This is a genomic window from Rickettsiales bacterium (assembly GCA_035765535.1).
Taxonomy (GTDB): Bacteria; Pseudomonadota; Alphaproteobacteria; order Rickettsiales; family JABCZZ01; genus JABCZZ01.
The window spans coordinates 478,805-497,649 of sequence record DASTXE010000003.1 but is presented as its reverse complement, the minus strand read 5'-3'; the positions used below and the strand labels follow the sequence as shown (position 1 = coordinate 497,649).

Genomic DNA, 18,845 nt, shown 5'->3' with positions numbered 1-18,845 from the left:
TTCGATGATGAAGACTCCGCAAATCTGTAAAAAAGCGGTAAACCTTGACACTTTTACCGCTGCATCCTCATTAATTCATCCATCGGCATATTGTGTTCGCTCAAGTGCTGCATGATCCAGATTGAACCGAACATAATAAGGCAGACGATCAGAATACCGAAGGCAAGCGCAAGCACGTTGTTTTTATTATCGGGTGCCGTGGTGATATGCAGGAAGAACACGAGATGGATGCCCATCTGCGCGATTGCGAGCGTAATCAACGTCATTGGCAGCGCCGGTTCGTACACCAGATGCGTACGCGCCATCCAGAAGGATGCCACCGTTAACGCTATGGACAGCACCAGCCCCAGCAGATAGCCGGAGAATCCTGTGGTTGGCTCGGCCCCGGTTCTGTTTTCATCTCCGGGAGCCTTATCATATTCGTCTTCGTGATGATTGCTCATACGGCTACTCCTATCAGGTACACAAGCGTAAAGATCGCTACCCAGATGATATCCAGCGCATGCCAGAACAGACTGAAACACAGGAAACGGTGGCGGATATTGCGCCGAAAGCCCTTGAACCATATCTGCGCCATTATCGTGCCAAGCCACAATAGCCCTATCGTGATATGCAAACCGTGGCACCCCACCAGCGTGAAAAAAGATGAGAGGAACGCGCTGCGGGACGGCCCTGCCCCTTCATGTACCAGTTTTACGAATTCGCCTATTTCCAGCAGCAGGAATGCCAACCCCAGCACACCCGTGACCAGCAATGCCAATTGCGTCAGCAGTTGATTACGTTTCTCCAGCGCAAGGCCTGCCATGCCGCAGGCAAAGCTTGAGAACAGCAGGCAGGCTGTTTCCCATGCCACCGTATTCAATTCAAAAATATCCCGCCCCGAAGGCCCTCCGGCCGTCGCACGGGATAGCACCGCATAGGATGCAAAAAACACTGAGAACATGATGATATCGGACAGCAGGAATATCCAGAATCCGTATCCGATAATAATACGTTTGGAAGCAGGCCCACCCGATCCATGTCCCGGACTGCCGTGATGCAGCTTGGCCTCATAATTGTGATGGCCTATCTGATTGGGATCATCATGTAATGGTAATGTTACTGTACTCATATCCGTTCTTTCCTTATTCGCATCATTACCGCCGTTCCGCCGATGGGTCGCAGGCTGAAACGCGCTGTGTCTCTGCGCGTACCAGACGGTTTGCCTGATCGAGGCGCGCCACTTCTTCGGCCGGAATTTCGAATTCCGATATATCACGCCACGCAAACACCACGAAGGTGACATAAGCGCCGATGAATCCCAGTGCCGCCATCCACCAGATATGCCAGATCATGGCAAAGCCTGTGACGGTGGCGAAGAATGCCGTCACGATGCCGGTGGGGCTGTTACGGGGCATTTCGATAGGCTCATAATGGATCTCAGGGCTGGGCTTGTGCAAATCCTCGTATGCTTTTTGCTTCATGCCCCAATAAGCTTCTTCCCCTTTCACATCCGGCAGGATGGCAAAGTTAAAGGAAGGTGGCGGCGATGCCATAGCCCATTCGAGCGTTCTTCCGTCCCATGGATCGCCGGTCACATCACGGCGGCGGTCGCGTGTGCGGATGGAGACAACGAGCTGCGCCACCTGAAAACACACGGCAATCAGAATAAGTACCGTTCCAATCGCAGCTACAATCAGCCAGGGATGCCATTCCGGACGGTCATAATGCTGCATGCGCCGCGTCATGCCCATCAAGCCCAGCACATAAAGCGGCATGAAGGCTACATAGAATCCCACAAACCAGAACCAGAATGCTGCTTTGCCCAGTTTCTCATCCAGTGTGAAGCCGAACGCTTTGGGGAACCAGTATATATAGCCTGCGAATGCCCCGAATAATACACCGCCGATAATAACATTATGGAAATGGGCGATCAGAAACACACTGTTATGCAGGACGAAATCTGCAGGCGGCACGCCGAGCAGTACGCCTGTCATACCCCCGATAGCAAAAGTTATCATAAAGCCGATGCTCCAAAGCATGGGAGTGGTGAAACGCACCTTGCCGCCATACATGGTAAAGAGCCAGTTGTATATTTTTACCCCTGTGGGCACGGCGATAATCATAGTGAGAATGCCGAACACCGCATTGACATCCCCGCCTGCACCCATCGTGAAGAAATGGTGCAGCCATACCATGAAAGAAATGATGCAGATCGCCATTGTGGCAATGATCATGGAGCGGTAACCGAACAGCGGTTTGCAGGAGAATGTGGAAACCACTTCGGAGAAAACACCGAATGCGGGCAGGATGAGAATATATACTTCCGGGTGACCCCATGCCCATATCAGGTTCATGAACATCATGGGATTCCCGCCTGCGTCGTTGGTGAAGAAATGGAAATCCAGATAGCGATCCAGCAAGAGCTCGGCCAGTGTGGCGGTCAGGATAGGGAATGCAGCAACGATCAGCAGGTTGGACGCAAGCGAAGTCCAGCAGAACATCGGCATGCGCGTGTAGGTCATGCCGGGCGCGCGCATTTTCAGGATCGTCACCAGCATGTTGATACCCGCAAGCAGCGTGCCTATACCCGATACCTGTAAGGCCCACAGATAATAATCGACACCGACGCCTGGCGAATAGCGCAGCTCGGAAAGCGGAGGGAAAGGCAGCCAGCCCGTGCGTGCGAATTCTCCTACCACCAGCGAGATATTGACCAGCATGGCGCCTGCTGCGGTCAGCCAGAAGCTTACCGAATTCCATGTCGGAAACGCCACATCCCGCACGCCTAACTGAAGCGGCACGGCAAAGTTCATAAGGCCGACGACAAACGGCATGCCGACAAACAGAATCATAATCGTGCCGTGAGCGGAAAATATCTGGTCGTAATGTTCCGGCGGGAGATAACCCTGGCTATGGAGCGCTATCGCCTGCTGTGCGCGCATCATCAGTGCATCGACAAAACCGCGTATCAACATGACAAGGGCCAGCAGGCAATACATCACGCCGATGCGTTTATGATCGACGCTGGTGATCCATTCGCGCCAGATATAAGGCCCGTATCCTTTAGCAACCACCCATATACCGGTCGCGATCAGTATAAGCCCCACTACCGCAGCTGCGATAAGAGGTATCGGCTGATCGAACGGAATTGCCTGCAGCGTTAATTTTCCAAACATCTTAATCCTCTTTCCCCGAAGGTGCCTGTGTTGATTTCGGAGTCACTTCCGGTGCGGGTCTGCCTTCTTTCGGCCCCTCTCCTTCCGGAAGTTTCTGCATGACCACATCGGTAAACAGTCCCGGCGCAACATCACGGTAGGTATAGGGCTTCACATTATGGCTCTGCACCAGCAGCGAGCGATACTCTGTCTCGCTCAACACTCTCCCTTGCGTTTTCGCTGTCGCTACCCAAGCCGTAAATTTCGCCGCCGGAACTGCTTCCACATTGAAATACATGTCGGAGAAGCCGTCCCCGCTGAAGTGGGCAGAAAGGCCCGGATAAACACCCGGCTTGTCCGCTTTCAGATTCAGCTGCGTCGCCATACCACCCATGGCATAAATCTGGCTGCCCAGCTGCGGCACAAAGAAGTCGTTAAATACCGAGGCGGATGTAATATAGAAATGCAGTGGCATTCCGGCGGGCACGACCAGACGGTTTATGCTCGCAACATGCTGCTCTGGGTAGATAAACAGCCATTTCCAGTCCAGCGACACAACTTCTATTTCCAGCGGCTTTTCCTTAGAGGTAAGCGGCTGCGAGGGATCCAGATCATGGGAGCTGAACCAGGCTATGCCGCCCAGGAACAGAATCACAAGCGCAGGAATAGACCAGACCAGCAGTTCCACTTTCCCCGAATAAGACCATTCCGGCAGATATTTTGCGCGCTTGTTCGAAGCGCGGAACCACCAGGCGAAGCCCAAGGTTGCCAGTATCGTAGGAATTACGATCGCCAGCATCACCGCAAGCGAATCGAACAGGATCAGACGTTCCTGTTCGGAAATCGGGCCTTCCGGTGCCAGCACTCCTTCATGGCATCCGGTAAGTCCCAGCACGAGGCTAAGTATTGCGGCTGTGCGTAAAATATGATGCCTATTATACGCCATAAAGCACCTTGTCGAGCAACAGCAGCGTGAATATTCCTGCCAGATAGAGCAGTGAATAGGTAAACATGGGCATGGCATATTTCAGGTCCTGGCTGTACCAGAGGCTGATTGCATAGCCAATGAACGCGAACCCCAGGATGCTGGCACCTGCCGCATAGGGCAGTCCTGCCATGCCCAGCGCATAAGGCAGCAGGATGAAGGGAAATAACAGCAGGCTGTAGATAAGCATCTGGCGGATAGTCGCTTCGCGCCCCGCTGTGACAGGCAGCATGGGGATGCCTGCGTTGCGGTAATCATCGGATTTCAGTAAAGCCAGTGCCCAAAAATGCGGCGGCGTCCACAGAAAGATAATCATGAACAGGATAATCGGCTCCAAAGACACATTCCCCGTTACGGCTGCCCAGCCAATTACGGGCGGTAACGCGCCCGCCGCTCCTCCAATAACGATATTCATCGGCGTGCGGGGTTTAAGCCAGACCGTATAGACCACGGCATAAAAAACAATTGTGCCGAGCAACAGCGCAGCAGCTATAATATTAGCCGCCTGAGCCATCATGGCGATGGAAACGCCTGCACATAGTAATGCAAAGCGTAGTGCCGTATCAGGTGAAATACGCCCTGCCGGAAGAGGGCGATGTTTTGTGCGCTCCATCAGCGCATCACGATCACGCTCCAGCCACATGTTCAGCGCACCTGCCGCCCCTCCTCCCAGTGCCAGTGATAGCATAACCCACAGGGCATTGGACACAGGGAGATGACCGGGAGCAAGTTCCATCCCTACCATGCCTGTAAATAAAGCGAGTGACATGACACGAGGCTTGAGAAGTGTCACATAATCTTTCAGGCCGGCAGATGCCGGTGCTTGTGCGTAAGCTAATTCCATATGGCCCCATATACTTTTGGAATGCCATTAACACTTAAACACCGATAAAATTTCGATTAAGAGTATTCCAACCCACGGTGAAATTTACATAAATTTCCCTCAGGAATTGTCCTTATGCGGCTCATGCGTGTTGTTACAGCACAAACATACTTATAGCCGCCAGGAACATTGCTATTGTTGCAATGCCTACTACCACCTGATTAAGCACGCTGCTAGGCTGGTCCTTCATGATTTTCCTATCCCGGCTGATGATAAGAATGCCCACCAGCATAAACGGTGCAACGATACCATTGATAATAGCCGTCCAGAACAAAAGCTGCATGGGGTTAAATTTCATCATGTCCAGTAGAATTCCACATAGCACGGAAAACAGGATGATCGTGTAAAACGCCTTGGCTCTGTTGAACTTCTTATCCAATCCCTGGGGCAGATAAAATACATCGGCAAACATATAAGCGGTCGAACCGGCTAATGTCGGAATTGCAAGAAATCCTACGGTGATAATCCCAACAGTATATAGCAATGCTGAATAAGAACCTGCGATAGATTGCAGTGCCTGCGCCGCTTCCTTTGCGGATTGAATATTAGTCATTCCCTGCTTGTGCAGTGTCAGTGCCGTCGTCAGTATAATAAAGAACATCACGACATTAGAAAGTAAGGCACCGGCAGTAATATCAATTCTCTTATCAGACAGCTCCTGAGCCGTAGCGCCGGGCCGGGTCTCACCATATTCTTTCTTTTCACATTCCACCTCCTGCGCTGCCTGCCAGAAGAACAGATAAGGGCTGATGGTGGTACCCAGAATGGCCACAAGCGTCTTCCACCCTTCCTGCGTTTTGGGGGGTGAGATTGTAAAGGTCTTGCGCATTACATCTGCCCAGTCCGGGTGCAGCAATATCGCAGCTAATACATATGCCATCAGAGAGAAGGCCAGCCATTTGAGTATTTTTGCAATCTGATCATAATGGAATTTGACTACCGCATAACCAATCATCACACCAAACAGGATCATGTAGAATGCTGGGTTTATCTTAAATATCAGTCCCGCCGCATCCGCCATACCCGAAATATCCGCCGCAATATTAATGGTATTGGCGACAAACAGCCCGCAGCATATGATGAGAATTATGGATTTAGGAAACTTCTTGCTCAAGCTGCGGGTGAGCCCTTCGCCGGTTACCATGCCGATTCTTGCGCACATCATCTGCACCGCAGCCAACAACGGCCACGTTATCCAGCTTGTGTAGAGCATAGCAGTGCCAAACTGCGCACCGGCTATGGAATAAGTGGCTATCCCGGAAGGATCGTCATCCGAAGCGCCAGTGATAAAGCCGGGTCCCAGAATTTTAAGATAACGTTTAAACCCTGAAGCGGGCTTATCGGTATGTTTGATGTTTTCCTGTGCCAGCGCGCCCACTGAATTATTCTCCTGATAGAATTGTTGCCATTCTATATGCAAACACCCGGAATAATATTTCGATAAGGTTGTGCTAAAGGGGGAATATAATTCCTGTAAAACCCTTTTAACTGTCTCGCTTTAGTAAATGATAATCCTATCTTTTTTACTCTTCGATCAAAGCTGTCACATCGAATTTTTATTCGATCCCATGCTAAAAATAATGCCACGTGATTCGGCGTAACATTCAGGAATGCCGTACGGAAATTCACGGCTTCGAGCCGCTTGTCTCCTCGTATATTGCAAAAGCATTCCGTCCTTCACGTATTAATTCTTTTAATCAAAGTATTCAGGAGAACAGTTATGGCAATATCTGTAATGAACAGGTCCCTATATAATGATTACGATCCGGGTTATGGGGATGCTTACCGTTCCTCGCGCCGCTACCGCGACAGCGAATATTTCAATACCGATCCCGGTGCATATTCCGACTATTATGACCGTGAGTATGGCAGGTCACCTTACTCAGCAAGGAATAACAGCTATTACCGCGGCTATAATAACGTTCCCTCCTATGGCTCATACGACGATTACGATTATCCGAGTTACGGCCGTTCCTCGCGCAACAGCAATATGCGCGGTTATAACCGATATGGGCGTAATCAGGGCTACGGCAGCGACTACGGTTATGGCTATGATTATGACTACGAGCTCGAACCATACCGCAGCGATGCGCAGGGCAATAACTACTACACCGGAGGGTATTACAACGGATACCCGTACTATAGCGGCAGTTATGCTCCTTCCGCCTCAAGCTTCTATCAAAGAGGAAACCGTTTCGATAATCGTTCCAGCGCCCGGTATGCGGGTGAATATGGTTATGACAACCGGGACCGAGACTATGACCGAAGCTATGACGGGGATTACGGATATCGCAACCGGTCCCGCAACTATAATAGCTACTGGTAGATCCAGCCTTTTTCACATCTACGTTTTATCAGACAGAAGGAGAAGAATATGCAGAATATCGCATCCCTGAAAGACGTTTTCATCACCGGGCTTTCCGACATTTATGACGCAGAGCAGCAGCTGGTCGCTGCTTTGCCCAAACTAACGGAAGCTGCTTCCAATGCCAAACTTGCAGAAGGTTTCAGAAGGCATCTTCAGGAAACTGAAGGCCAGATCGGCAGGATTCACCGGGTTGTCGCAGGTTTGAATCTCAGACTCGAGAAGAAAACCTGCGCTGCCATGCAGGGGTTAACGCAGGAAGCCGATGAAGTTATCAGCAGCCTCAAGAAAGGTCCCGTTCGTGACAGCATGCTGATTGCAGGTGCTCAGAAAGTCGAGCATTACGAGATGGCGTCTTATGGGTTCCTTGTAGAGCTGGCGAAGAAGCTTGGCTTCCACAATGCCGCACAGCTGCTGCAGGACACACTCACCGAAGAGAAGGCAACCGACGAAAAGCTGAATAAAATCGCGATTTCGGATGTTAACGATCAAGCTATGCGGACCGCGGCCTAAACGCCTGGGAAGGCGGTGCCGCACCGCCTTCCCAGATCATGGGGATGATATGGCCGGGCTAGAGGAGAAAGTTCATGAAAAAAAAATCTTCATCCGATATTTCCAAAAGCTATAACAGCGTAAAGGAGTTCGAAGGAAAACAATATACCGGCATGAAAATAGGCCGGACGCATCACTGGCATTACGATCAGGGAGACTGGAAGGAAAAGAAGGTCACACCGGAAAAATGGGAGCTGACCTACAGCACCGTCAAGCGCAGGGCCGGCAAAGCACCCGAAGGTTCCGGCGTTCCCGTGGGAACAGCATATCACTGGTTTATCCTCGCGCATCAATATGTCGAAAAACTCAATGCCAATGATTATATGACGCAGATGGTGGGGCTTAAATATAAGCTCTCCCACCGGCGGGCCGAGAAAGGCGAATGGAACGCTTCCGGCAGCGCCCAGCGCAATCATCTCATCAAAATACTCAAGAGCCTGATCGAAGAGCTGGAGCGCAACCCGGAACAGCTGACGCCAGTCCCGCTCAATATCGAATACAAGAACAAGCTTTATACCGGCAATGCCATACCTGTTCCCACCGCCTGTCAGGAAGGTGCATGCTATAATCTCGATATCACCCTCAACGGCGAGCATATGGGTATCATGCGTTATGATAACGGCAAATGGAAAATTACCGAAATTAAAAGCCAGGGGCTTGTCAATGCCATAGGCGAACAGATTATGGACTGGTATAAGCACGCGGCTTAAGGTTTTATATATTCTTTACAGCCCGATCGTGTACTTCTTCTCTCATTTTTATGCGGATCATGCTATGGTTAACTTTCCTGCATGCTTCGTGCTTGCGGGTTTTGAACCAGGAAAAATAGCGTTGTCTGAAATAGTGGCAGCGAAATTACATTTCCTGGTTCTCTTGATTTTCGCTTCCGTTCATCACATTATTTCCAGAGCGCCCTTATGAGCAACGTATTTGAAGTGTTGCTGCGCCTGTTATCTGAGGCAGGTGTCCAGCATATTTTCGGCGTACCGGGTGATGCCATAAACGAATTGACGGAAGCCATACGCACCCAGAACAAAATCCGATTTATCCATGTCGCCCACGAAGAATCCGGCGGCTTTGCCGCTGTAGGGCAAGCGAAGCTCACCGGACGGCTGGGCGTTTGCGCAGGCACTGCGGGCCCCGGAGCCATTCACCTGCTTAACGCGCTGTACGATGCCAAATGCGACCGCGTTCCTGTGCTCGCCATTACCGGACAGGTCGCCACCTCTATGCTCGGCTCTTCTTACCAGCAGGAAGTGGATCTGATAAGCCTTTTCAATAACGTGACCGTTTATAACCAGATGGTCACCAATCCCGAGAATTTTGCATGTCAAGCTGCACAGGCTATTCAGACGGCCATTGAGCGAAGCGGCGTCGCTCATCTCAATATTCCGCTCGATGTAGCTGCAAAAACTGTTCCGCATGCGGATAGATGGCGGCTACACCTACCTTATCGCAATGTCGTCCAGGGTAACCGGGAGCCTGTATTACAGGCGATAGAGCTGCTGAACCAGAGTGACCGGGTTGTTATTCTGGCAGGCTTGGGATGCAATGGAGCGGCGGAGCGGGTTTATACTCTGGCAGAACGTCTTTATGCTCCCGTTATTCATGCGCTACGTGCTAAAGAGCTTTTTCCTGAATCTCACCCCTACTCTATCGGCGGGCTGGGAATGCTAGGTGTGAAGCCCGCCATGAAAGCGATCGAGCGCTGCGATGCGCTTATTATGATTGGCACAAATTTTCCCTATGCGGATTTTCTTCCGCGCCATGCAAAAATTATCCAGATTGACCTTGATCCATGCCAGCTTGGCAAACATATGCCGGTGGATATTGCCATCGCGGGCGACAGCGGTGCCGTTATCGACAAGCTGCTTGAGCGTCTGGAGCCTAAGACCGACAAGCGTTTCCTCCAGCAGATGCAGGATGAAACGAAACGCTGGAAAGAACAGGTGCAGCGTGAAGTTACGGATTTGTCCGTTCCCATTAAACCGCAGCGCCTTGCCCATCTGATCGGCGAACTCGCTACGGAGAATGCCATTTTTGTGTGCGATACCGGCGAAGTGACCGCATGGGCCGCACGCTATCTCTCGATTAAAGCCGGTCAACGTTTTATCATCTCCGGCATGCTTGCGACCATGGCATTCAGCTTAGGTGCCGCGATCGGCGCAAAGCTTGCCTATCCCAAACGCCAAGTGATCGCTATTACCGGCGATGGCGGATTCACCATGCTTATGGCGGATTTCGCGACCGCCGTGCGGTATGGGCTCGCGATTGTTTTCGTCATCTTCAATAACAAACGCCTTGGCATGATACGGATCGAACAGGAAGCCAGAGGGATGCCGGAAACTCAGACCTCCCTTCATAATCCGGACTTTGCTGCATTTGCTCGTGCTTGCGGCGGCGACGGCATGCAGGTAACGGAGGCGCAGGATCTGGAAAACGCCATCACGCAAGGTATGAAAAGCGCCAAACCTTTTATTGTCGACGTTGTGATAGATGAGACCGAAAAAATCATTCCGCCACATATCAAACTCTCGCAAGCCGCTAATTACTCCATCGCGAAGATCAAGGAAATCCTGTAACTGTGACGACGGTTTTCACAATTCTAAAACGTACCGTACAGGAATGGCTGAAAGATAACTGCCCACGTCTGGGCGCAGCTCTGGCTTTTTACAGCGCGCTTTCTATCGGCCCGCTGCTTATTCTCTTTTTCGAGCTTGGCGAGGTTTTCTGGACGCGAGATGTTCTGACCGGGCATTTAAGCCAGCAGATGGAGCAGCTCATCGGCAAGGACGGAACCGATATTATTTCCATTATTGTGATGCACTCCCAGAACAACGAAAATGGTGTGCTTGCGACTATATTAAGCCTTGTAATTCTGTTCGTGGGCGCATCGGGTGTGTTTTCCGAACTGCAGGATGCGTTTAATACTATCTGGCATGTCCCTGCCCCGAAAAATATGCCGCTATGGCATATTATCGCTGCCCGTTTTGTTTCCTTTGCTATGATTCTGGGAACGGGATTCCTGTTGCTTACGTCCCTGCTGATTACGATGCTCCTGCATATCGTCACGCAATATTTTATCCTTTATGTTCCCGGTTTCTCCTATGTCGCTCTGGTTGCGGGCTGGCTGCTATCGCTTGGGATCAATGTCCTGCTTTTCGCTGCTATATTCCGGCTGCTTCCCGATACGGACATACGCTACAGGGATGTCTGGTGGGGAGCTTTACTGACGGCATTGCTTTTCGATGCAGGCAAATGGCTTATCAGCTTTTACATCAGCCATAGCGCCGTACATTCCACCTACGGTGCAGCAGGCTCCTTCGTAGTATTCCTGATTTGGGTCTATTATTCCGCACAAATTCTTTATTTCGGCGCGGAATTTACGAAAGTGAGCAAAGAATACGGGAAAAACCCGCGTTCTTTATCATCTCTTGATTAAAACCGCAAAGCTTCTCTATCGTAAATACACTCTGCTTTTCCTACTATTGGTAGGCTAATTCGTATGCATACGAATAGTTTCATTTTATTAGGGAGGAAATTATGCCTAATCAGAATCAATCCGATAATCAGCGTTCAAACGTTTCCGGTAATAACCAGAACCAGAAGGGCCGTACCGACAACACTGCCGGACGCAATGAAACCACCCAGAAACCCGGCGGCCAGCAAAGCCAAAGCCATAAGAACGATAACTCTTCGGGTAATCGTTAATCTGGCTGACACAGGGAGGCCTCGCACCGGGGCCTCCCTTGTCGTTTTATAAGGCGCTGTTATGAATTCCCCCTCTTTCCTTACTATGGCTGTGGGGCTTTTTGCCATTACCGGCCCCATCGCGGGACTGCCGGTTTTCGTTGCAGCAACGAAGGGGCAAACCGTCAAAGAACAGAATAAAACCACCCTGATACTTGCTACCACTTATGTCATTGCGGGCCTCATTGCACTTTTTGCTGGGAATGCGCTTTTAAAATTTTTTGGTATCAGCGTGGCAGCCCTCAGGGCAGCAGGCATGGCAGTCATTGCCACTATCGGATGGAAGATGATGAACGCCCCTACCCCGGAAAAAGATAAAGCGGGCGTGGATGCAACAGGACATATTAAACCGGAGTCGGAGCAACAACATCCACCACCGGAAAAACTCTACCACGCGGCCTCCAATATGAAAGTGGCAAGCGCGAGCACCGTGCCTTTATGGCGAGTTCCCACCCCTTCGGAAATCGGCATCGTTCCACTTGGGTTCCCCATGTATGCAGGGCCAGGGGTATTATCCATCATTATTAGCTGGAGCAGCGAATATAACGCTGTGTATATACCCGCCGCCATAGCCATATTACTGAATGCGCTTGTGATTGTTGCATTTAATTTCCTTGCCAATCCCATCACAAGATTAGTGGGCGCACAGGGGCTGCTAGTGACAGAAAAGGTTTTCGGATTGATTGTATTGGCTATTGCAGTGTCCGGTATGGCTAGTTCGCTGATCGTCCTGTTTCCGGGACTTAACGGTTTGGCGCATTAATGCGCTTAATAACTTAAAAAGGAGATAAATATGGCAAGAGCACTTATGAAAGCTGGGCATCAGCATACTACACACCATCACCACCATTGCGACGCGCATCACGGCGACCATCATGTCTGCAATCAGAATGCCAGCAATGCTTATATGAATTGCTTTCATCCTAATTACTATCACCGTGTTCACGATCACATCAGTAATGATCACCAACGCCCCGAACAGCAGGATCGCAATTTCGACAGGGTCGGCCATGGAAGCCCGGATATGGGTTATCCGGGTATTGTTCGCGTATTATAGAACTTAGAATCCGTCGGCAGTAAACATTAATGCGCATGTCGGTGCGTTTGTAACTGAAATAGGATACTGGGTAGAAGCGGTGATCGTCGGACCGTCTGTTGTCGAACAGGCATTCTGGAAATAGCCATTATTGGTAAACGTCGTCACCGTGCCCCGGGCAGGCGAACCGTCATCTATTTTTTTATCTATCCTGTAGGCATCCATGGCACTCAAAGCAGGAAATGCGGCTTCACCGATATAATTATCGTCATTAACGGGATCCTGCGCACCATAAATAAAAGTATGCGCGCAATGACCGTTATCAAAGAAATAGCCGTTGTTCATGCAGATAAAAGAAATGGAATAGCCCGTTTTGGCTTTCGCTTTGGCTGCAGGTATGTTACCGCCTACGACTTCGTAGGGATTCGTGCTGACACCTGCCTGCTCATAGGGCGAATAATTACCCTCTATCATGCCGGCGCTGGCCAAGTGCTGCCAGGCCAATATTCCTTCATTGCAAGTAACTGCTGTATAATAAATGCCGAATGCAGAACATATATGGCCATCTCCGTCACCGTTGCAGGTGTCGGTACCGTTCGTGCCGCCGTTATTACCATAACAGCTGCTTGTATAATTATCCGACGTATTGCCCCGTAGCACGCCAAACAACTGTGTTGCCGTTGCACAATCGCCCGGCAGGCATCCGTATTTGTTACGAAACGCATTCATGGCAATGGAATATTGGGCTTTCTGCGAAACGATGGAGTGCAGTTCAGCACTGCGAATAAGCTCCTGCCCCGCCAGAATGCCTCCGACAATTAATCCAATAATCACCAGTACAATACTTAGCTCAATCAGAGTAAAACCTGACTGAATCGAAGTTATTGTTTCGTTGTTATGTCTTCTGCATTTGATAATATTCATGCAACTATAAGTGTATGTTTTTTACACACTTACTGCAATAGCTCATGATAATTTATTAGAATCAAATACTTCTTTCGCCGCAAACAGCCCATTCAAGGCTGCCGGGAACCCGGCATACACCGCCATTTGTATCATAATTTCGGTAATTTCCTCCCGGGTCAGACCCACATTCAGCCCTGCAGCGATATGCACCTTAAGCTGTGGCACGGCATTGCCCATCGCAGTCAGCGCCGCAATGGTAGCGATCTCGCGGTCACGTGCATTCATTCCAGGACGGGAATAAATATCACCGAATGGGAATTCGATCACGTAACGCGCAAAATCCGGTGCAATATCTGCCAATGCCGCAATCACGTTCTTGCCGGCTTCGCCGTCGATTTCTTCCAATGCCCGTAAACCTCTTGCGTAACGGCTTTCATCATTCGTCATCGTCTATTTCCCTTTTCTTATAATATCGTCGTATAATGCAATTTTTACATCCAGTGCAGAAAGGCTTGCCTCCAGTTCCGCCATTTGATGCTCAATGCGTTTCTTATGCCGCTTTAGCATTTCCTGCCTTTGTGCCGCTGTTTCCGCTCCACGTTCGCGAAGGTTCCCGTATTCCAAAATCTCACGGATCGGCATCCCCGTCATCTTGAGGCGATTCAGAAACTGTATCCAGCCCAGGATGGAGACATCGTAATCCCGCTGCCGCGACTTATCCCTTACCGCATAAGGCAGCAGGCCTATACGCTCGTAATAGCGAATCGTGTGGACTGTCAGCCCGGATTGTTTTGCAAGCTCTCCGATTTTCATACTGTTTCCCGTTCTGCTATTGATTTTGTTCGACCACCTTCTTCAGGCTGTTTAACCACAAATCATGCCCTTTATGCATTCCGTCCGGATGTTTTGCTTTCATAGCCACGGCCCCGGCCCCCTTTACCACTTCTTCCGTTATAACCTCACACCCTTTGGTATCCGGAGTCAGCAGCCATGTATGATAAGCAGCAATATCGGCTGTGTTACCGGACCAGCCAAGTCTCTCATTCACAGCGAATTCCTGTACCCGGCTTTTTACATGTAATCCAAATGTATCCCATGTGAATGCGCTATTGTCGTGCAATAACGTATCATCACCTGCTATATGCACATTCGCGGCATTGGAATACCATTGCGGCCACCCCGTTGCGTTTACCAGATAAGACCATACTTGCGGGCAGGCGGCCTCTATATGAATCTGGTTATGGGCAAATACAACGGCTGAATCAGGCGTAAACTGCTGCGGCCAGTGTATTGCTGCCGAACGGGCTGCCCTGTCCTGCTCCTCCGTGGTCTGGTGATATGAGCAGGCCGCTATGCCTGCCATCAGCAACACACTAGCTACGCTCCTGCAGATTTTCTTTATATTGTGATTATTGTTCCTTGTGGCTAACATATCCTTACCCTTTTCTCAGTTTCTTTGTTAACGGTAAGTTCAGCCTAAAACTTCGAGTGCACTCGAGGTCAATAGGGTTTTTTAATAAAAATATGAAAAATTATAAGCTCGTGAGATTATTGATATTCTCATCGGCTTGTTTTTATTACCGCAGCTGCTGCTTATAATGGTCGCGATATCCCAGGAAGGCGACAAAGGAAATCGCTGCGCAAAGCATGATGCAGACCGCAACTGAAAGCCTGCTGCCTGTCAATTCGACCAGCCAGGCTTCAATCATGGGCGCAAATCCGCCCAGCACCGCCGCCACGTTATAGGATAATGCCATGCCGGTATAACGTACATCGGTTGGAAACAACTCGACCAGCAGTGCCGGAATACTGCTAATATAAAATGCCGTGACAACGGTAAATTCGAGATCGGCCACCAGCGCACAGAAAAAACCTCCATGCTCCATCAGCCAGAAGATCGGCAATGCCGTGACGAAGAAGGCAATCGTCGTGCGCATCAGGACCAATTTACGACCGTATCTATCGCTTAAGTATGCGGTTAAGGGCAGCAATATTACCAGCATGACCATGCTGATCGAATTAATGATATAGGTTTTTTCCAGCGATAGACCTAATCCGTGTGAAATGAATCCTGTGCTGTAGACGGTCAGCGTATAAAAAGGCACGGTCACGGAGAAATATATCCCTATACCGCGCAGCAAACTCACGAAATGCCCTTTCATCACCTGGCTGAGCGGCGCACCGGAAAGCCTGCTTTCCTGTTTGGCCTGTTCGTAATGCGGCGTTTCTTCTGTATGATAGGCAATGTATAATGCCATGAAGGCGCTGCACAAACCGAGCAGGAACGGAATACGCCATCCCCAGCTCTCAAAATCCTGCTGATTCAGCGTCGCCGATAGCACCATCGCCGTCAGCGACCCAAGCAACATTCCCGCGCACAAGCTTACTACCGTAAAACTTCCGGCAAACCCGCGTTTATGAATGGGAGCATGTTCAACGGTAAAGACCATTGCACCGCTATATTCCCCCGCCAGCGCCACGCCCTGCAGCAACCGGATTATGGTCAGCAATATGGGGGCAGCGATGCCTATAGCCTCATAGGTAGGCAATATCCCAATAAGGGCCGTGCTTACCGCCATAATTAAAATGGCCGCCGCAAGGGAAAATTTACGTCCATACCGGTCACCAAGCATGCCGAATACAACCGCGCCGGCAGGGCGCATCAGGAAACCAGCCGCGAACACGCCGTATGCCGCTATCAGATGTGCGTCTTTGTCATGACCGGGAAAAAAGAACTTGCCTATCAGAGGGGCAAAATAACCGTACAGCGTGAAATTATACCATGCGAGTCCGTTGGCGATCATTCCCGCGATTACTGCTCGGCGTACTCTTGCCATTCGCTACCCTCGCTACGTTTATAACTTAGGTTACTCACACTGGGCTACTATCTGTGACGACTTTTCTTTCGACACGCAAGTCCTAATCTTATTTTCCCCTACATTTACTATTTAAACGGGAATTTATGCTCTCCTTATAAGCCCCTTATGGCGTAAAAGCACCGGTTTTTCCCGCTTTACCTACTATATATTGTAGTGATCTGCTTTTCCCCGCTCTTTCGTAACCACAACTATAAGTAATTATATCAAGCAAACTTTTTAACTTAAATTAACAGGTTAGTTGTTACAGTTTCATGAAGATTTCCGGTCTCATAGTATTTCGTATAGAAACAATAAATCATTATTGATAGAATGTTTTGTACAGATAATAAATCACTGGCGGACCAAAACTTATGGCCGTTTACAATGTTACGAATCCTTCCTCTGCGATCGCTACTGTGGAGTTTGTCCCCGTTTCCAATGGCAATCTTAGTTTTTTCCATGCAAGGACGGCGCAAGACCGGGGTGAGCTGGAAAAATGGCTGACTTCAAACCAAGTCGATCAGACCATCGTCGCAGAAACGGTAATTCATGGTAATCCGGTACTCGTCACGCATGGCACCAAAGCTCCCGATGCCATGATGGCATTATTGCGCTCTTCCGGCTCGCCCGTCACGCTGCGGGAAGCAGAACATCATTTGCAGCCCTGGAAAATGCGCGGCATGATGAGCAATATCGGCCAGAGTATGAACTTATGGTCGGCATGGCGAAAACCCGGCGGCATTGCTACGGATAAAATGGCATTTGCCAGCCTTAACTTTGCGGCCAGTTATGTCAATGCCAAGTTTGGCGGCCAGAAAAGCGAAGACCCTTACCGGCTTGCCTATCTCAAACAACATATCAATAAAGTCCTCGCTGAACATCTTCCCGAAAGCGCAATTGCTCCCGATCTTAATGAAGACCATGCCGCAGTGAGGGCCGAGCCGGAAACTTCCAAGACTGTCGGGCAACGATTCAATGGCTTTATGCGAGAGCACTCCGTACGTATCGGCGAGATCGGCTTGCGCTATATGGGCTCACTCGCAATGGTGATTCCCATCAAAAACTGGAAGGCTGCGGGAGAGCAGTTTAAAGCCGGTAATATCGGTGGTGCAATTCAGGCCGCGCGCAATAAAGATACCACCAATTTATTGACCGGCATCACGTACCTGGTCGGTAAAACGACAGGCTTTTTTGCCAAAGTGCCTGATCCTTATAACCCTCACCCTTCCACTGCGCTTGATCGTTTTCGTGAGAAATATGTTTTCCGTCTCAGTTCACTGATTGAAACCGGTGCGGCAGGCACCCTGGCCGTCGGTAACTTCAAGAAAGATAAAAACGGCAAGCGTGATTATATCGGCGGCCTTGCCGGTGCCGTGCTGATGGGAGGGCTTATAAGCCGTCTCTTTGCTCCATTCGGCGAGAAAGAGCTCGATAAGGAAGAAATCTTTGCCTATGCAAGCGACATGCTTGCCAGAGTACCGCCGCAGAATATTCCGCAAGCTATTGCGGATACTGCCGCGTTTCTCAGTGACAATATGAAAACTGACTACGGCAAAGTCTACACCCATCTCATGACGGATCTATACCGTTACGACAATATTGCCATGAATCTCGGCAACGGACGTGAAATTAATGCCAGCATCACTCCCGGCGATAAGGAACATATTACCGTGATGGAGCCGCAACGGGCAGCTTCCTTAACGGATGATGCTTTTGCCAAAGAACTGGATGCAATGTTAAACTCAGCCCTGAAAGACATGCATGGGATAAACCTTAAGGCAGCCAATGACAGCACGCTGCATGGGCAAGAGTCGCACGATTCTACAGACAACAGTAAAACCGCTTTTACCCGCTCTTCCAGTGCTCTGGTGAATAAGATTCCTGCACGTTCACTCAACTTAGGAAGCGATCTGTCCCATAGCGGGAAACCCGCACAAATCATGGGTTGAATGGCCGTTAGCTAACATTACGCTTTTGTAATCCTGCGTAGCAATTACTGTAATATAGTTTATTATATATTATACGTAGTTTTTGCGAACCATAGGAGGTCTATATGCGTAAATATTTATTGGGCGGTCTGCTTGCTGCAATGCTGATTCCAGCCGTTCCATTTGCCGCCCTGGCTGATCATGACGATCATGATGAGCACCACGACCATGGACATCACTACGGCTGGCATGAACGTGAGTGGCATCACCATCATCATGTCTACCGCGACAATTATTACATGGAATACCCGGCGACTCCGGTTTATGTCCAGCCTGCCCCGGTCTACGTCCAGCCGCGTCCGGTTTACGTAGCGCCGCCGCCGTCATCACTGAATATTGTGATTCCGATTCACTAGAAGAATCGGATACAGAATGAAGGGGGCGT

Annotated in this window: 21 protein-coding genes; 10 read left to right on the top strand and 11 right to left on the bottom strand. The window is 49.9% G+C overall.

Features of this window, described 5'->3' with window-relative positions:
* Window positions 1–53 precede the first annotated feature (53 nt).
* The 6 genes from cyoD to VFT64_05330 form a co-directional block, all read right to left on the bottom strand.
* Entirely contained in the window at window positions 54–443 is a 390-nt protein-coding gene (gene cyoD, locus VFT64_05355; protein ID HEU5047255.1) for a cytochrome o ubiquinol oxidase subunit IV, read from the bottom strand.
* Window positions 440–1,111, bottom strand: coding sequence for a cytochrome o ubiquinol oxidase subunit III (gene cyoC, locus VFT64_05350; protein ID HEU5047254.1), 672 nt, complete (start codon window positions 1,109–1,111; stop codon window positions 440–442). Before cyoC ends, cyoD begins: the two co-directional genes overlap by 4 nt.
* Window positions 1,112–1,136: 25 nt before the next feature.
* Window positions 1,137–3,158, bottom strand: coding sequence for a cytochrome o ubiquinol oxidase subunit I (gene cyoB, locus VFT64_05345; GenBank protein HEU5047253.1), 2,022 nt, complete (start codon window positions 3,156–3,158; stop codon window positions 1,137–1,139).
* A 1-nt stretch (window position 3,159) separates the two neighbouring features.
* Window positions 3,160–4,083, bottom strand: coding sequence for a ubiquinol oxidase subunit II (cyoA, locus tag VFT64_05340; GenBank protein HEU5047252.1), 924 nt, complete (start codon window positions 4,081–4,083; stop codon window positions 3,160–3,162).
* Window positions 4,073–4,966, bottom strand: coding sequence for a heme o synthase (cyoE, locus tag VFT64_05335; protein ID HEU5047251.1), 894 nt, complete (start codon window positions 4,964–4,966; stop codon window positions 4,073–4,075). The genes cyoA and cyoE overlap by 11 nt, the downstream gene beginning before the upstream one ends.
* A 133-nt stretch (window positions 4,967–5,099) precedes the next feature.
* Entirely contained in the window at window positions 5,100–6,383 is a 1,284-nt protein-coding gene (locus tag VFT64_05330; protein ID HEU5047250.1) for a divalent metal cation transporter, read from the bottom strand.
* 342 nt (window positions 6,384–6,725) lie between these two features.
* Here VFT64_05330 and VFT64_05325 point away from each other — a divergent pair, with 342 nt between their 5' ends.
* The 8 genes from VFT64_05325 (at window position 6,726) to VFT64_05290 (ending at window position 12,729) form a co-directional block, all read left to right on the top strand.
* Window positions 6,726–7,331, top strand: a complete 606-nt coding sequence (locus tag VFT64_05325) for a hypothetical protein (GenBank protein ID HEU5047249.1) — start codon at window positions 6,726–6,728, stop codon at window positions 7,329–7,331.
* Between the two features lie 48 nt (window positions 7,332–7,379).
* Complete coding sequence (locus VFT64_05320) at window positions 7,380–7,883, top strand: ferritin-like domain-containing protein (GenBank protein ID HEU5047248.1); 504 nt, start codon at window positions 7,380–7,382, stop codon at window positions 7,881–7,883.
* Between the two features lie 74 nt (window positions 7,884–7,957).
* Window positions 7,958–8,632, top strand: a complete 675-nt coding sequence (locus tag VFT64_05315) for a hypothetical protein (protein ID HEU5047247.1) — start codon at window positions 7,958–7,960, stop codon at window positions 8,630–8,632.
* 207 nt (window positions 8,633–8,839) lie between these two features.
* Window positions 8,840–10,504 carry a thiamine pyrophosphate-dependent enzyme gene (locus VFT64_05310; GenBank protein HEU5047246.1) on the top strand — a complete coding sequence of 555 codons (1,665 nt, stop codon included), beginning with the start codon at window positions 8,840–8,842 and terminating at the stop codon, window positions 10,502–10,504.
* Window positions 10,505–10,506: 2 nt separating this feature from the next.
* Window positions 10,507–11,364 carry a YihY/virulence factor BrkB family protein gene (locus VFT64_05305; protein HEU5047245.1) on the top strand — a complete coding sequence of 286 codons (858 nt, stop codon included), beginning with the start codon at window positions 10,507–10,509 and terminating at the stop codon, window positions 11,362–11,364.
* 101 nt (window positions 11,365–11,465) lie between these two features.
* Window positions 11,466–11,633, top strand: coding sequence for a hypothetical protein (locus VFT64_05300; GenBank protein ID HEU5047244.1), 168 nt, complete (start codon window positions 11,466–11,468; stop codon window positions 11,631–11,633).
* 61 nt (window positions 11,634–11,694) lie between these two features.
* The gene (locus VFT64_05295; protein ID HEU5047243.1) at window positions 11,695–12,435 is read left to right on the top strand and encodes a MarC family protein; all 741 of its coding nucleotides are present in this window, start codon (window positions 11,695–11,697) and stop codon (window positions 12,433–12,435) included.
* Window positions 12,436–12,465: 30 nt separating this feature from the next.
* The gene (locus VFT64_05290; protein ID HEU5047242.1) at window positions 12,466–12,729 is read left to right on the top strand and encodes a hypothetical protein; all 264 of its coding nucleotides are present in this window, start codon (window positions 12,466–12,468) and stop codon (window positions 12,727–12,729) included.
* A 3-nt stretch (window positions 12,730–12,732) separates the two neighbouring features.
* Here VFT64_05290 and VFT64_05285 read toward each other — a convergent pair whose 3' ends face one another.
* The 5 genes from VFT64_05285 to VFT64_05265 form a co-directional block, all read right to left on the bottom strand.
* Entirely contained in the window at window positions 12,733–13,632 is a 900-nt protein-coding gene (locus VFT64_05285; GenBank protein ID HEU5047241.1) for a prepilin-type N-terminal cleavage/methylation domain-containing protein, read from the bottom strand.
* 42 nt (window positions 13,633–13,674) lie between these two features.
* Window positions 13,675–14,061 (bottom strand): carboxymuconolactone decarboxylase family protein, encoded by a 387-nt coding sequence (locus VFT64_05280; protein HEU5047240.1) that lies wholly within the window; start codon window positions 14,059–14,061, stop codon window positions 13,675–13,677.
* Window positions 14,062–14,064: 3 nt separating this feature from the next.
* Window positions 14,065–14,427: a MerR family transcriptional regulator gene (locus VFT64_05275; protein HEU5047239.1), complete on the bottom strand. Its 363-nt coding sequence runs from the start codon at window positions 14,425–14,427 to the stop codon at window positions 14,065–14,067.
* A gap of 16 nt (window positions 14,428–14,443) precedes the next feature.
* Window positions 14,444–15,046, bottom strand: a complete 603-nt coding sequence (locus VFT64_05270) for an SRPBCC family protein (GenBank protein ID HEU5047238.1) — start codon at window positions 15,044–15,046, stop codon at window positions 14,444–14,446.
* A 145-nt stretch (window positions 15,047–15,191) separates the two neighbouring features.
* Entirely contained in the window at window positions 15,192–16,451 is a 1,260-nt protein-coding gene (locus tag VFT64_05265; GenBank protein HEU5047237.1) for an MFS transporter, read from the bottom strand.
* Window positions 16,452–16,843: 392 nt separating this feature from the next.
* Here VFT64_05265 and VFT64_05260 point away from each other — a divergent pair, with 392 nt between their 5' ends.
* Together VFT64_05260 and VFT64_05255 are read left to right on the top strand one after the other, a co-directional pair.
* Window positions 16,844–18,421 (top strand): hypothetical protein, encoded by a 1,578-nt coding sequence (locus tag VFT64_05260; GenBank protein ID HEU5047236.1) that lies wholly within the window; start codon window positions 16,844–16,846, stop codon window positions 18,419–18,421.
* Between the two features lie 104 nt (window positions 18,422–18,525).
* Window positions 18,526–18,816, top strand: a complete 291-nt coding sequence (locus VFT64_05255; protein HEU5047235.1) for a hypothetical protein — start codon at window positions 18,526–18,528, stop codon at window positions 18,814–18,816.
* Window positions 18,817–18,845: the final 29 nt, after the last annotated feature.

What these genes read in the sequence shown, in the direction of transcription:
- cyoE (HEU5047251.1), bottom strand. Translation starts at nt 4,966, where the DNA reads ATGGAATTAGCTTACGCACAAGCACCGGCATCTGCCGGCCTGAAAGAT.
- cyoC (HEU5047254.1), bottom strand. Translation starts at nt 1,111, where the DNA reads ATGAGTACAGTAACATTACCATTACATGATGATCCCAATCAGATAGGC.
- VFT64_05270 (HEU5047238.1), bottom strand. Translation starts at nt 15,046, where the DNA reads ATGTTAGCCACAAGGAACAATAATCACAATATAAAGAAAATCTGCAGG.
- VFT64_05265 (HEU5047237.1), bottom strand. Translation starts at nt 16,451, where the DNA reads ATGGCAAGAGTACGCCGAGCAGTAATCGCGGGAATGATCGCCAACGGA.
- VFT64_05260 (HEU5047236.1), top strand. Translation starts at nt 16,844, where the DNA reads ATGGCCGTTTACAATGTTACGAATCCTTCCTCTGCGATCGCTACTGTG.
- cyoD (HEU5047255.1), bottom strand. Translation starts at nt 443, where the DNA reads ATGAGCAATCATCACGAAGACGAATATGATAAGGCTCCCGGAGATGAA.
- VFT64_05325 (HEU5047249.1), top strand. Translation starts at nt 6,726, where the DNA reads ATGGCAATATCTGTAATGAACAGGTCCCTATATAATGATTACGATCCG.
- VFT64_05295 (HEU5047243.1), top strand. Translation starts at nt 11,695, where the DNA reads ATGAATTCCCCCTCTTTCCTTACTATGGCTGTGGGGCTTTTTGCCATT.
- cyoB (HEU5047253.1), bottom strand. Translation starts at nt 3,158, where the DNA reads ATGTTTGGAAAATTAACGCTGCAGGCAATTCCGTTCGATCAGCCGATA.
- VFT64_05310 (HEU5047246.1), top strand. Translation starts at nt 8,840, where the DNA reads ATGAGCAACGTATTTGAAGTGTTGCTGCGCCTGTTATCTGAGGCAGGT.
- VFT64_05315 (HEU5047247.1), top strand. Translation starts at nt 7,958, where the DNA reads ATGAAAAAAAAATCTTCATCCGATATTTCCAAAAGCTATAACAGCGTA.
- VFT64_05290 (HEU5047242.1), top strand. Translation starts at nt 12,466, where the DNA reads ATGGCAAGAGCACTTATGAAAGCTGGGCATCAGCATACTACACACCAT.
- VFT64_05255 (HEU5047235.1), top strand. Translation starts at nt 18,526, where the DNA reads ATGCGTAAATATTTATTGGGCGGTCTGCTTGCTGCAATGCTGATTCCA.
- cyoA (HEU5047252.1), bottom strand. Translation starts at nt 4,083, where the DNA reads ATGGCGTATAATAGGCATCATATTTTACGCACAGCCGCAATACTTAGC.
- VFT64_05280 (HEU5047240.1), bottom strand. Translation starts at nt 14,061, where the DNA reads ATGACGAATGATGAAAGCCGTTACGCAAGAGGTTTACGGGCATTGGAA.
- VFT64_05300 (HEU5047244.1), top strand. Translation starts at nt 11,466, where the DNA reads ATGCCTAATCAGAATCAATCCGATAATCAGCGTTCAAACGTTTCCGGT.
- VFT64_05285 (HEU5047241.1), bottom strand. Translation starts at nt 13,632, where the DNA reads ATGAATATTATCAAATGCAGAAGACATAACAACGAAACAATAACTTCG.
- VFT64_05275 (HEU5047239.1), bottom strand. Translation starts at nt 14,427, where the DNA reads ATGAAAATCGGAGAGCTTGCAAAACAATCCGGGCTGACAGTCCACACG.
- VFT64_05320 (HEU5047248.1), top strand. Translation starts at nt 7,380, where the DNA reads ATGCAGAATATCGCATCCCTGAAAGACGTTTTCATCACCGGGCTTTCC.